Below are 12,829 nucleotides of genomic sequence, written 5' to 3'. Positions count from 1 at the left end.
GGTGCGGGTCGGTGAGGGTCGGCGAAGGCGGCGAGAGCCGCCGGGGCGCGCGGACTTCTACGTCGCGATCACATCGCGGGGGGTGATCCCGCCGCGGCCGGTACCGCCGCTGCTGCGCGCGTTTCCCCAGAAGGACGGCGGCAGCTGTCGTCCATGGCGCAGTGCCAGCCACAGGCGCAGCACGTGCCGCTGCCGCTCGGGCTCGGCGAAGTCCTCGTACGCGGTGCGGGAGTGCAGAACGGCGTGGTTGTTGAGCAGCAGCAGGTCGCCGGCCCCGAAGTCGAGGTCGAGCCGGAACTCCGGGGAACCCGCCAGTTCGTCGATCAGATCGAACAGCTCCACGTCCGCCGGTTCCAGGCGGGGAACGTCGGCAAAGCGCTGTACGGACTCCAGGTAGCAGCGGTTGTAGCGGATGCTGAGCCTGCCCCCGTGCCAGCACGCGAGCGGAACTGCCCAGTACGGCTGCTCACCGGGGGCCTGCTCCTCCCGGCGGTCGAGGAAATGGGTCCGGTACAGGCGCTCGACCAGCTCCGGCCTCCGCGCCAGTACGGCGTTGTACACCGCCGCCGAGCTGACGACGGTGAGGCGTGCCCCGGAGCGGGCCGCTCGCAGGCACAACAGTCCGAGGACATCGGACCCGTCGGTGTGGAACGGCAGCCTCGCCCTGGTCTGATAGCCGCGCGTCGCGGGATCGGTCATGGTGCGGCCGGTGTCCCGGACGTGGCCGAGCAGATGGCCCGCCGCGTTCTGCGACACCGGAATACCGAGGTGCCGGCCCAGGCCCCAGAAAATGGTGGAGACAGCCGCTTCGCTGTACCGCTGGACCGGAATGCCTTTGACGAGGACGAAGCCGCGTCCGTTCTCCAGTACGTCGGCGATGCGTTCCAGCTCGCCGCCCAGCGTGGGCAGCGGAAAATCGCCGGCGTTCACCCTCAGCAGCGGAAGACTTCGCTCACGCACGGTGCGCAGGGCCGCGTCGAGCTCACCGATCTGCGCCGGTGAGAGCCGCAGCACCCACTCCTCGGAGTCCGCCAGGCTCGGGCCCTGCCACACGGCAGGTCCGGTGCAGGGCCGGCGCAGCACCGTGGTCACGCTCGTCGTGGCGGCCACCCGAAGCCGTTGCTGCGCACCGGGATTCCCTGCCGCTTTCTCATGCTGGTCAACGCTCGGACCGTTTGGCATGGTGTTCTCCGTCGAATGTCCGGTCGGCCGGGACCTGGATCCGGGCCGCGAGCTCCATCGCGGTGGTGCAACGCTAGGTCATGCCCCGGCACACCGCTTGATCTGGCGTGACATCTGACTTATCTATTGGGGACAGAGCCCTGGAGCGCGCAGATGAAACCCCTTGTCCGCAACGCAGCGCTGAACGGTTACGTCGAGGTGAGCCAGTCGCTGGGCATCGACCCGCGGTCCCTGATGAAGCGAGTGGGCCTGGACCCCGTCGGCCTCGCGGTCCAGGACAGATGGATCTCCGGCGTGGCCGTGGTCCAGTTGCTCGAGCTCTCGGCGGCGGTTTCACACCGTGGGGACTTCGGGCTGCTCCTCGCCGAGCGCCGCCGCTTCTCCAACCTCGGCCGTATCAGCATGGTCATCCGCGAGGAGCCCGACGCCCGCAGCGCACTGGAGCTCCTGGCCCGCCATGAGTACCTGTACAACGAGGTGCTCCGCAGCCGGCTTTCCGAGGCGCATGGCCTGGCCCACCTGAAGGTGAGCCTGGATCTGGGGGAGGCGATGGCGGCCCGCCAGGCCGTGGAGCTGGCCGTGGGCGCCTTCCACCAGGTCCTCCGCACCTTCCTCGGTGGCCGGTGGCAGGCGGTGTCCGTGTGTTTCACGCACAGCGCTCCCGCGGACACCGGAACCCACCGGCGCCTCTTCGGGCCCGTCGTGGAATTCGACCGCGAGTTCAACGGGATCGTCCTCTACGCGAGCGACCTCGACGTTCCCAACCCCATGTCCGATCCGCTGCTGCGCACCTACGCACGGCAGTATTTCGAGTCCATCGCCGTCTCGAGGGACACGACCGTGCGGGACCGGGTGCGCGAGCTGATCGAGGTCCTGCTGCCGACCGGACGCTGTTCGATCGAGCAGGTCGCCACCAGCCTCGGCGTCGACCGGCGGACCGTCCACCGGCACCTGTCGGCCTCGGGTGAGACCTTCTCCTCCCTGCTCGACGCGACGCGTACCCAGCTCGCCGAGCAGCTGGTGGCGAACCCGGGGCGCTCGTTGACGGAGATCTCCCGGTTACTGGGATTCTCCGTCCCCAGCGCCTTCTCGCGCTGGTTCAGCGGGCGGTTCGGCTGCAGCCCCCGGGAGTGGCGCCGCCGCAGGACCCGTCAGCAGCCCTCCGACCGGGAATGACCGCCTGCGGTCAGCCGCTCCCCGGAACGCCGTCGCGCACGCGGTCCCGGCCGGACTGCTGAGTCCGGCGGCGCGAACCGGGGGACGAGTCCCCAGGTGATAAGTCAGACGTCACGCACGGTCAAGCATTTCAGGTAACCGGCCCTTAACGTGGCATTACCGCAAGGGACACTGTCCGCCCCACAAGGGCGAGCAGAGCCCTGCCCGCACCGCAGGTCCCCGGCCGGGACCCACCGGTCGCGTCCGAGCCACGTGGTGAGCCCGGGAAACCGTCTGCAATCTCACTCAGCTCCTCGCCGAGCCCCTCGGTCCGCGTACCGCGGGCGACGCGTACGGCGAGTGAAGCCCCGTCCTCAAAGGAGATGGACCGTGCACTTCTTCGACGACTCCCTGTACCCGGAGAACCAGGAGAAGCTGGTCATCCAAGCCGCGCCCTACGGGCCGGAGTGGCTGCCCGGCGACGCCGACGACCTCCCGCTCACCATGGACGAGCACGTGCAGGCGGCGGTCGACTGCTACAACGCCGGCGCCACGGTCCTGCACATCCACGTGCGCGAGCTGGACGGCCACGGATCCAAGCGCATGTCCATGTTCAACGAGCTGATGGCCCGGCTGCGCGAGGCCGTGCCGGACATGGTCCTGCAGATCGGGGGGTCGATCTCCTTCGCCCCCGAGGACGAGGGTGGCGACGCCCAGTGGCTCAGCTACGACACCCGCCACATGCTGGCGGACATCACCCCCCGCCCGGACCAGGTCACGATCGCGATCAACACCAACCAGATGAACATCGTCGAGCTCTTCGACGACGAGGACATCGAGGGCACCTCGATCTCCAAGCCGGCGTACTACAAGGCGTACCGGGACATGGTGGTCGAGGCCGGACCGGAGTTCTACCTCGAGCACCTCAAGCGGCTCCGCGCGAGCGGCATCCAGCCGCACTTCCAGCTCGCCAACCTGTCGCAGCTGGAGACCGTGGAGCGGCTGATCCGCAAGGGCGTCTATCACGGCCCGCTGGTGCTCAATCTGGTCGCCATCGGCGGCGGGTTCACCGGCCGGCACCCGGCCGACCTGATCGAGTTCATCCGCCGCGTCCCGGACGGCGCCGTCCTCACCATCGAGGCATCCATGCGGGCGGTGGCGCCGATGAACGCCATCGGCATCGCGTTGGGCACGCATGTGCGGGTGGGCAACGAGGACAACCTGTGGCGGCACAAGGGCGAGCGGATCTCGTCCGTGGCGCAGGTCGAGCAGATGGTCCAGATCGCGAACGCCCTCGGCCGGGAGATCGCCACCGGACAGGAGGCGAAGAAGATCTACAAGCTCGGCGAGTGGTATGCGGACACCGACGAGACCCTGGCCCACCTCGGCATGGTGCCCAACCGCCGTCCCGGCCGGCGCGGCTCCATGCTGCGCGACGTCCAGAACTGACCCGACCCGTCAGCGGCGGTCGCGGAACCCGCACGACATCCGCCCCGGGCAACTCCGCCCCGGCCCGTGACCGCCACTTCGTACCTGAGCAAACGGAGCAACTTGTGGCACATGCCATTCGTTTCCACGAGACCGGTGGCCCGGACGTCCTGAGGTGGGAAGAGGTCACCGTCGGCGACCCGGGCCCGGACGAGGTACGGATCCGGCACGTCGCCGTCGGACTCAACTTCGCCGACACCTACTTCCGTACCGGCCTGTACCCGGCTCCGCTGCCCGCGGGGCTCGGCGTGGAGGCTTCCGGTGTGATCGAGGCAGTGGGCCAAGACGTGACCCATGTCGCCGAGGGCGAACGCGTGACCTACACCGGCAGCCCGCTGGGCGCGTACAGCACGGAACGGGTCATGCCCGCGGACTCGCTGATCAAGCTGCCGGAGGAGATCAGCTGCGAAACCGCCGCGGCGATGACCATGCGCGGTCTCACCTCGGCCTACCTGCTGCGCCGGATCCATCCCCTGCGGGCCGGCGACACCGTACTGCTCCACGCGGCGGCCGGCGGCGTCGGCCTGATCTTCTCCCAGTGGGCCAAACTGCTCGGCATCACCGTGATCGGCACGGTCTCCAGCGAGGCGAAGGCCGAGATCGCCCGCGCCCACGGCTGCGACCACATCATCTACTACCGCCGCGAGAACGTGGCCGAGCGGGTGCGGGAGCTGACCGGCGGCAAGGGTGTCCCGGTGGTCTTCGACAGCATCGGCAAGGACACCGTCGCCGGGTCCATGGCCTCGCTGCGCCGCCGCGGCCTGCTGGTGTGCTTCGGCACGGCCTCCGGTGTCCCGCCGCTCGACGCCATGCAACTGGCCGTCCACGGCTCGCTGTTCGTGACCCGGCCCGCACTGGCCGACTACATCGCCGAACCCGCCGAACGGGCCGCCCTGGCGGATGAGCTGTTCGGACATGTCGCGTCCGGCCGCATCACGATCGAGATCAACCAGCGTTACGCCCTCCAGGACGCGGTACGGGCACACCGCGAGATGGAGACGGGACGAACGACGGGATCCTCCGTCTTCGTCCTCTGAGCACACCGTGCCCCTCAGTCATGACAGGAGTGAGCGCCATGCCCCAGACCGTCCGCCCGAGGAAAGACCACGCGCCTGCCCTGGTGCGCCCGAGCGTCCTGCGTACCTCCCTCACCGCTGAGCCGCTGACCTGCACCATCGGCGCCGAACTCTTCGGCGTGAACCTCGGCGACGCGGCACGCGACGACGACCTGTTCGCCGAGATCAAGAATCTTCTGCTGCGGCACAAGGTCCTGTTCGTGCGCGACCAGGACATCACCCGCGCCGAGCACGTCGCCTTCGCCTCGCGCTTCGGCCCGCTGGAGGACCACCCGGTGCTCGGCAGCGACCCGGACCACCCCGGGCTGGTCCGCATCTACAAGGATCTGGACAGCAAGCCGGAACACTACGAGAACGCACTGCACTGCGACGCGACCTGGCGGGAGTGCCCGCCCATGGGAGCCGTGCTGCGCTGCGTCGAGGGGCCCGAGGTGGGCGGCGACACGATCTGGGTCAACATGGCCGAGGCGTATCGCAGGCTGCCCGAACACATCAAGACGCGGATCGCGGACTTGCGCGCACGGCACAGCATCGAGGCGACCTTCGGCGCCTGCATGCCGATGGAGCGGCGCCACCAGCTGAAGGCCCAGTACCCGGACCCGGAACACCCGGTGGTGCGTACCCACCCCGAGACCGGCGAGAAGATCCTCTTCGTCAACGCCTTCACCACTCATCTGGTGAACTACCACACGCCCGAGAACGTGCGCTTCGGCCAGGACTACGCCCCCGGGGCGAGCCATCTGCTGAACTACCTGGTCAGCCAGGCGGCCGTCCCCGAGTACCAGGTGCGCTGGCGCTGGCGGAACAACAGCTTCGCGATCTGGGACAACCGCTCCACACAGCACTATGCCGTCCAGGACTACTGGCCCGCCGTCCGCAAGATGGAGCGCGCCGGAATCGTCGGTGACAGGACCTTCTGAGCCCCGGCCGACGACGAAAAGGTGACGCCCATGGGACCGCACACGACCGCCACGAAGGCGCCGGAGACGTCTCCCGTCACACCGGCCGTATCCCGCGGCTACGCCTGGCTGGTGTTCGCCCTGAGTTTCGGGCTTCTGCTCTCCGACTACATGTCGCGGCAGGTCCTGAACGCCGTCTTTCCTCAGCTGAAGGCCGAATGGCTGCTCTCCGACTCGCAGTTGGGCTCGCTCAGCGGCATCGTGGCCCTGATGGTCGGTGTGCTCACCTTCCCCCTGTCGCTCGTCGCGGACCGGTGGGGCAGGGTCAGGAGCCTGGTGATCGCCGCGGTGGTGTGGAGTCTGGCGACGTTGGGCTGTGCCGTTTCCGCCGGCTACGACCAGATGCTCGTGGGCCGGTTCTTCGTGGGCGTCGGAGAGGCGGCCTACGGGAGTGTGGGTATCGCGGTGGTCCTCAGCGTCTTCCCCGTCCGTCTGCGGGCCACGCTCTCCGGCGCCTTCATGGCCGGAGGGTCGTTCGGCTCCGTGCTGGGTGTGTCGGCCGGCGGCGTCATAGCCCAGGCGTACGGCTGGCGCTGGGCGTTCGCCGCCATGGGGGCCTTCGGACTGGCGCTGGCCGTGGCCTACGGTCTCGTGGTCACCGAGAAGAGGCTCGGGCCGGTCCCGGGCGAGCACGGCGGCCGGTCCGGTGCACGTGCTCCCCTCCGGCCCCAGCTGCGGCGGCTGTTCTCCTCGGTCTCCGTCATCTGCGCCTACATCGGCAGCGGAGCCCAGATGTTCATCACGATGGCCCTGCTGGCCTGGATGCCCAGCTTCCTCAACCGCTACTACGACCTGGCCACCGGGAAGGCCGGACTGGCTGCCGGGGGTTTCGCGCTGATCAGCGGCACGGGAATGATCCTCTGCGGAGTCGTCGCGGACCGCCTCAGCAGGAGGGCCGGGACCCGGAAGTGGACCGTCGCGATCGCCTGCAGCCTCGGTTCGCTCGTTCTGCTGATGACCGCGTTCCAGCTGCCGGCCGGCCCGCCGCAGCTCACGCTGATCGCCGCCGGGACCCTGGTGGTCGGCGGCACGGCCGGCCCGGCGGCGGCCATGGTGGCGAGGCTGACCCCGGCCGCCATCGCGGCGACGGCCATGGCCACACTCACCCTGGCCAACAGTCTGCTCGGGCTTGCCCCGGGGCCCGCGGTGACCGGGCTGCTCGCGGACCACTGGGGCCTGCTCGGCGCGCTGCGGGTGGTCCCGCTGGTCGCGCTCGCGGCCGGCGTGGCCTTCACCATCGGCAGGTTCTCCTACGAAAAAGATCTGCGCCGCCTGGGGCTGCTGACCTCCGACCAGGCCGTCACCACCTTGGAGTACGCGTCATGAGCCGCACCCCGCCGCCGACGATCGTGATGGTCCCCGGACTGCGCGATCACATGCCGGACCACTGGCAGACCATTCTCGCCGACACGATCGAAAACTGCCGTTCGGTACCGCCGCTGGAGAAGGACCGGCTGAACCGCCGCGCCCAGGTCGCCGCCCTGGAGGAGGTGCTGTCGGACATCCGCGGCCCGGTGGTGCTGGTCGCCCACAGCGCCGGGGTGATGACCACCGTGCACTGGGCGCAACGGCACCACCGTCCGGTCAGGGGCGCGCTGCTGGCCGCGCCGCCGGACTTCGAACGCCGGCTGCCGGAGGGCTACCCCACTCCGGAGACCCTGGCCGGAAACGGCTGGACGCCGACTCCGCGGACACCTCTGCCCTTCCCCAGCATCGTCGCAGCGAGCACCAACGATCCCCTGGCCCACGCCGGTCGCGTCGCCGGCCTGGCGCGGGCATGGGGGAGCCGCCTGGTGGTCCTCGGCCCCGTCGGACACCTCAACCCCGCCTCGGGCTACGGCGCATGGCCTCGGGCGGAGGAATTCGTGCGCGAGCTGGCCGGTGCGTCGCCCGGTGTGCCCGCCACACGCCCCGCCCCTGGACAAACCCCATGAGCACCGGCCCCGATGGGTGTGCGGATGGGATCCGCCGACATCTCTGCAGTGGTCGAGCGACTTCCGTCCGGCCTGGTTCGCGTTACTTCGCGGCCGGACTTCCGGCCGGACGCTGACACTGCCTGCGCGCCTCGTACGTCAGCCGCGGAGGGGACCCTCGCAGGTGTAGTCCGACGTGCCCGCGCGCTGGTTGGACCAGATGTCCACGTCGCCGAACCAGCAGTTCATGTCGGTCAGGTTGTTGTCGCCGCCCGCGGCCCGGTCGAGGAGGAAGTAGTCGACCGTCTCGGACATGTCCGTGAAGACCGCGTCCGCGTTGCCGGCATCGGTGAGGTTCGCGGTGATCCGGCCGGTGCAGACGAACCGGGGACGCTCCGGCGCGCCGGTGGCACGGCAGTCCGGTTCGGATGCGGTCATCGCGGTGAAGGAGGAGCGGATCTGGTCGGTCGAGGTGTCACGGAGTTCACCGAGGGGCGTGTAGGTGGTGTGGGGCACGTACAAGTCGCCGGCGTGGGCGATCTGTCGGTCCAGGAAGCCGTCGTACGCGCTCTGCAGTCCCGCGTCCCTTCCGAGTCGGTCGCGCCAGGCGTCGAAGGCCGCCGGGTCGTCGGAGCGCAGGTCGCGGTACATCTCCCGCAGGAGGGAGGGGTGTTCGGTCCACAGGAACTCGAAGAACGTGCCCGCGTAGTCGTAGAAGCGGAAGCCGTCGCCGTCGTACGTGGCGTGCAGGAGCTGGTTCACGGTCATGCGCGGCCCGCCGCCGGCCGTGTCGTTGATGATCCCCTGAACCAGGGACGTGCGGACCCGGATGCCGTCGTCGCGGGTGGCGCCGTCGAAGAACTCGGCCGTGCCCTCGTCCATCGCGGTGGTCCGGTCACCCTCGTACCAGGGAGCTTCGCCGAAGCTGCCGGGCACCGCCCAGCGACCGTTGAGGTAGTGCGTGTACTCGTGCCGGAACAGCTCCTCCAGGGTCAGGCTGGAGTCCTGCGGGACACGGCGCTGATACGTGTAGAAGGTGGCCCCCCGCTCGATGTAGATGCCGCCGTTGTCGGTGCCCATGCCGGTGAGGAGCGGGTGGAAGTTCTCGTAGTCGGCGCGGGAGCCGTACAGGACGATGTGCAAAGTGGCGTTGGTGTCGCCCGCCAGCGGCGCCTCCGTGCCCAGGACACGGTGGAACTGTGCCTTGACCTGCTTGCTCGCGTAGTAGAGCTGGTCGACGGTGTCCTGGCCGAGGGCGGTGCGGACCTGGATGCCGTCGGTGCCGTCGGTGCCGTATGTGTACGTGTACGGGAAGAGACGCTTCTCGATGTCGCCCTTGCACACGTGGTAGGGGGCGCAGCTTTCGAATACCCCCAGCCAGGTGGCGACCTTCGCCCAGGGGGCGCTGCTGTCCCCGAAGTTGCGGGCCGTGGTGTCCAGGAGGCCGCCGAGGCCGGAGACGATCTCGTCGCGGAGCCCTTCGATCTGGCCGAAGCGGCCGTACTCGCTGAGCGCGTCGCGTACCACCCAGGCGTTGGGCCCGTCCTTGAGGTGGGTGTAGCCCGCGAAGGACCTGAACACGGCCCGGTACGAGGGGTCCGCCGCGGCCGCGGCGTGGAAGGCGGCGTCCTTGTTGCCGGGGTGGACGCCGAGGTAGTTCACGGTCAGCGCGGCGAGGGCGGCACCGGCCCAGGAGGTGTCCTGGGAGGTGCCGGGGTGCTGGGCGTCCATGGTGGCCAGCACCCGCTTGATCAGGGGGAGTTGATGCTGACGCAAGCCGGGGGCGGAGGCCGCGTCGAGGGCTTCGCGCAGGGTCTCGGCGTTGGGGCGGGTGACGTCGAAGGTGTGGGCGGCCGAGCCGAAGGCGTCGACGGCTTCGCGCATGGCGCTCACGGTCGGAGCGTCGGTGACGTCGATCTCGTCGTGCGAGAAGTCCTGGTACGCCACCGCGTGCAGGTAGGTGAACATCTCCAGCAGGTGGCTGCCGTCCTCGCCGTCGTGGGAGGCGGCGAGCCGGGTGATGCGGTGGGAGACGGCCTGCACGTGCTCGTCCGACATGACGGGGGCGAGTCGCGGGTCCCAGGTCCACAGGATCGAGCGCAGACAGCCGTCGGCGGTGACGGCGGGATCGGCCAGGAAGTCGGCGAAGCGCTCCGGGGACAGGGTCGTGACGCCATCGAGCGTGCAGGGCACGGATGCCTTGCCGAGGGTGGCATGCGGAGTGACGGGGCGGCCCCGGCCCTTCGGCCCGGGCGTCGGAGGCCCGGGGACACGGCCGTCGGTGAGGCCGCCGGGGGCCGGGACCCTCCGGACCTGGCCCGGGGCCTCGGCCAGGCGGTCGACCGGGTCGAAGGGGCCGGGCGAGGCGGCCGGATGCGACACCGAAGGCCGCGGGGCAGCGGGGGTGGCCGCGTGACCGGACGGGACCGTCGTGACGCAGAGCGTCACCGCCGCCACGGCGGTGAGCAGACTTCTGCGCGTGGATCCGCGGGTGGATCTGCGCGGTAGTCCGTGCGGGTTTCTCGACTGGAACACCGTTGGCTCCTGTGGGGAGATGGCAAGAAATGCGGGGCAGCGGTGTCTCTCAGGGCATCGAACTGCCCCCTGTATGGCGCCATGTGATGCGTAACATAATAATGTGATATTGCACTGGCAAGGCTCTCGGCGCCACGGATCGCGGGAGGGCTCGCCGACGTACGGATCGAGGAGGACCGATGAACCAACCCTTGACCGGCGCACCCCGGACGGTCAGTCACGACCTGCCCGCCTCACCGGAGTTCGAGACGTTCATGGCGGGGGACTGGGCGCCGACGCCGCTGCCCATGGACATCCGGCTGGACGCCGCCGACTTCACCCACGCCCGCCGCGCCCGGCTGTCCGCCCGCTTCCCCGGCGAGCGTCTGATCATCCCCGCGGGCGAGCTGAGGGTCCGCTCGAACGACTGCGACCACCGCTTCCGGCCGCACAGCGGGTACGCCTGGCTCACCGGTCTGACCGGCGAGGAGCAGGCCGGGCACGTCCTGGTCCTGGAGCCGGACGGACCCCACCGGCACGAGGCGGTCCTGTACGTGCGGCCCCGCTCACCGCGCGCCGGCGGCGGCTTCTACCGGGACCGGCGCTACGGCGAGTTCTGGGTCGGCCGGCGCCCCGACCTCGACGAGACCGAGCGGATGACCGGCATCCGCTGCGCCGTCCTCGGCGGCCAGGGGGAACTGCCGCCGGGCCGCGACGCCACGGCCGACGCCGAACTCGCCTCCACGCTCAGCGAACTGAGGCTCGTCAAGGACGCTTGGGAGGCACACCAGCTGCAGCTCGCCGTGGACCACACCGTCGCCGGTTTCGAAGACGTGGTGCGTGACCTGCCGCGCGCCCTCGCCCACCCGCGCGGCGAGCGCTGGATCGAGGGCGTCTTCGGCCTGCGCGCCCGCGCCGAGGGCAACGGCACCGGCTACGAGACCATCGTGGCGTCCGGCGCCCACGCCTGCGTCCTGCACTGGATACGCAACGACGGGCCCCTGGAAGCGGGGACGTTGCTGCTGCTGGACGCGGGCGTGGAGACAGACAGCCTCTACACCGCCGACATCACGCGCACCCTCCCTCTCTCCGGGCGGTTCTCCCACCTGCAACGGCAGGTGTACGAGCTCGTGCTCGCCGCCCAGGACGCGGGTATCGCGGCGCTCAGACCGGGCGCGAGCTTCCGTGACTTCCACCGGGCCGCGATGCGCGTGATCGCGGAAGGGCTCACGGAGTGGGGCGTGCTCAAGAGCCCGGAGGGTGACCTGCACCGTCGCTACACCCTGTGCGGCAGCGGGCACATGCTCGGGCTGGACGTCCACGACTGTGCGCAGGCGCGGGCGGAGACCTATCCGGACGGGGTGCTGGAGGAGGGGCAGGTGCTGACGGTCGAGCCCGGCCTCTACTTCCAGCCCGACGACGAGACGCTGCCGGCCGAACTGCGGGGCATCGGCGTGCGCATCGAGGACGACCTGGTCGTCACCGCCGAAGGAGCGCGGCTGATGTCGGGTGCCCTGCCGCGCACACCGGACGCGATCGAGGCGTGGATGGGGGAGCTGATCAGCTGAGCGAAAGCCGCTGAGCCCGTTGGCGTGGCAATGCCGGTGAAAAATGCAGGGAGCGCCGCCCACTGTGCGGACGTACGGGCACCGGAAGGCCGTACGTCCACCTTCCGGGCGCGGGGGTCAGACGGCGGTCAGTCCGCCGTCGACCAGAATCTCGACTCCGGTGATGTAGGAGGCCTCTTCGCTGGCGAGGAAGAGGACGGCGTCGGCGACCTCCCGTACCTCCCCGGCCCGCTTCATCGGCACCCCGTCGATCTGCTTGGCCCGCCACACCGGGTCGGCGGAGCCCCGGGAGGTGCGCATCGCCGGCAGCATGCCCGGTGCGACCGCGTTGACCCGGATCCCGGCATCGGCGTAGTGCACCGCCGCGGTGGTCGTCATCGACTTCACGGCGGCCTTTGACGCGCCGTAGCCCAGGTGCACGCCGATCTGGCCGATCGAGGCCGAGATGGAGGACAGGTTGACGATCGAGCCGCCGCCGGATCGGGCCATGGCGGCGGCGCCGTGCTTGATGCCGAGGAACACACCCTTCGCGTTGACCCGCATGAGCTGGTCGAAGAACCGGGTGCTGGTCAGGTCGGGGTCGAAGGTGCCGCTGATCCCCGCGTTGTTGACCAGGATGTCGAGCCGTCCGAACTCCGCGAGGACCGCCTCGATCGCGGCGGTCCATGAGCTTTCGTCCGTGACGTCGAGGTGCAGGTAACGGGCCTGCCCGCCGGCGGCCCGGATCCCGTCGACGGCCGAGGCACCGTCCTCGTCGGCGATGTCGGCGATGACGACGGTCGCGCCCTCGCGGCAGAACGCTTCGGCGGTGGCACGTCCCATACCGCTGGCGGCACCGGTGATCAGGGCTACCTTGTCGGGCAGGCGCATGAGTGTCCTTTCTCGGCCGGCCGGAGCCGGCTCTTGCGTGGCGGGGCCCGTCCGCGTTGCCGCACACTGTGCGTCGGCAGTCAGCGCGAGGATGCGGACGGCGG

The 12,829-nt window shown here is 70.0% G+C and carries 10 protein-coding genes; 7 read left to right on the top strand and 3 right to left on the bottom strand.

The genetic code is table 11. The features are described 5' to 3' along the window. Positions 1–57 precede the first annotated feature (57 nt). Positions 58–1,110, bottom strand: a complete 1,053-nt coding sequence (locus AXW62_RS09375; RefSeq protein WP_060944087.1) for a TauD/TfdA family dioxygenase — start codon at positions 1,108–1,110, stop codon at positions 58–60. 225 nt (positions 1,111–1,335) lie between these two features. Between AXW62_RS09375 and AXW62_RS09370 the strand changes: the two genes are divergently transcribed. The 6 genes from AXW62_RS09370 (at position 1,336) to AXW62_RS09345 (ending at position 7,794) form a co-directional block, all read left to right on the top strand. Continuing rightward, positions 1,336–2,358, top strand: a complete 1,023-nt coding sequence (locus AXW62_RS09370) for an AraC family transcriptional regulator (protein WP_060944086.1) — start codon at positions 1,336–1,338, stop codon at positions 2,356–2,358. A gap of 369 nt (positions 2,359–2,727) precedes the next feature. Then, positions 2,728–3,786 carry a beta-keto acid cleavage family enzyme gene (locus AXW62_RS09365; protein WP_060944085.1) on the top strand — a complete coding sequence of 353 codons (1,059 nt, stop codon included), beginning with the start codon at positions 2,728–2,730 and terminating at the stop codon, positions 3,784–3,786. Between the two features lie 104 nt (positions 3,787–3,890). Continuing rightward, positions 3,891–4,862, top strand: coding sequence for a quinone oxidoreductase family protein (locus AXW62_RS09360; protein WP_060944084.1), 972 nt, complete (start codon positions 3,891–3,893; stop codon positions 4,860–4,862). Positions 4,863–4,900: 38 nt separating this feature from the next. Beyond that, positions 4,901–5,821, top strand: coding sequence for a TauD/TfdA dioxygenase family protein (locus AXW62_RS09355; protein ID WP_060944083.1), 921 nt, complete (start codon positions 4,901–4,903; stop codon positions 5,819–5,821). A gap of 30 nt (positions 5,822–5,851) precedes the next feature. Then, positions 5,852–7,186, top strand: coding sequence for an MFS transporter (locus tag AXW62_RS09350; protein WP_060944082.1), 1,335 nt, complete (start codon positions 5,852–5,854; stop codon positions 7,184–7,186). Next, entirely contained in the window at positions 7,183–7,794 is a 612-nt protein-coding gene (locus AXW62_RS09345; protein WP_060944081.1) for an RBBP9/YdeN family alpha/beta hydrolase, read from the top strand. Before AXW62_RS09350 ends, AXW62_RS09345 begins: the two co-directional genes overlap by 4 nt. Positions 7,795–7,932: 138 nt before the next feature. On the opposite strand, the gene AXW62_RS09340 is transcribed toward AXW62_RS09345, so the two are convergent. Then, complete coding sequence (locus tag AXW62_RS09340) at positions 7,933–10,308, bottom strand: collagenase (RefSeq protein ID WP_060944080.1); 2,376 nt, start codon at positions 10,306–10,308, stop codon at positions 7,933–7,935. A gap of 179 nt (positions 10,309–10,487) precedes the next feature. Here AXW62_RS09340 and AXW62_RS09335 point away from each other — a divergent pair, with 179 nt between their 5' ends. After that, complete coding sequence (locus AXW62_RS09335) at positions 10,488–11,855, top strand: aminopeptidase P family protein (RefSeq protein ID WP_060944079.1); 1,368 nt, start codon at positions 10,488–10,490, stop codon at positions 11,853–11,855. 117 nt (positions 11,856–11,972) lie between these two features. Here AXW62_RS09335 and AXW62_RS09330 read toward each other — a convergent pair whose 3' ends face one another. Then, on the bottom strand, positions 11,973–12,725 hold the full coding sequence (locus AXW62_RS09330; protein ID WP_060944078.1) for an SDR family NAD(P)-dependent oxidoreductase: 753 nt from the start codon (positions 12,723–12,725) through the stop codon (positions 11,973–11,975). Positions 12,726–12,829 lie beyond the last annotated feature (104 nt).

Origin of the sequence: Streptomyces hygroscopicus subsp. hygroscopicus, assembly GCF_001553455.1 — a bacterium.
In the GTDB taxonomy this organism is placed as follows: Bacteria; Actinomycetota; Actinomycetes; order Streptomycetales; family Streptomycetaceae; genus Streptomyces; species Streptomyces hygroscopicus.
The sequence above is the reverse complement of the archived record's forward strand: the minus strand, read 5'-3'. Positions and strand labels throughout refer to the sequence as shown.

Coding starts and splice junctions, on each gene's coding strand:
- AXW62_RS09350 (WP_060944082.1), top strand. CDS start 5,852: ATGGGACCGCACACGACCGCCACGAAGGCGCCGGAGACGTCTCCCGTC.
- AXW62_RS09355 (WP_060944083.1), top strand. CDS start 4,901: ATGCCCCAGACCGTCCGCCCGAGGAAAGACCACGCGCCTGCCCTGGTG.
- AXW62_RS09345 (WP_060944081.1), top strand. CDS start 7,183: ATGAGCCGCACCCCGCCGCCGACGATCGTGATGGTCCCCGGACTGCGC.
- AXW62_RS09370 (WP_060944086.1), top strand. CDS start 1,336: ATGAAACCCCTTGTCCGCAACGCAGCGCTGAACGGTTACGTCGAGGTG.
- AXW62_RS09335 (WP_060944079.1), top strand. CDS start 10,488: ATGAACCAACCCTTGACCGGCGCACCCCGGACGGTCAGTCACGACCTG.
- AXW62_RS09330 (WP_060944078.1), bottom strand. CDS start 12,725: ATGCGCCTGCCCGACAAGGTAGCCCTGATCACCGGTGCCGCCAGCGGT.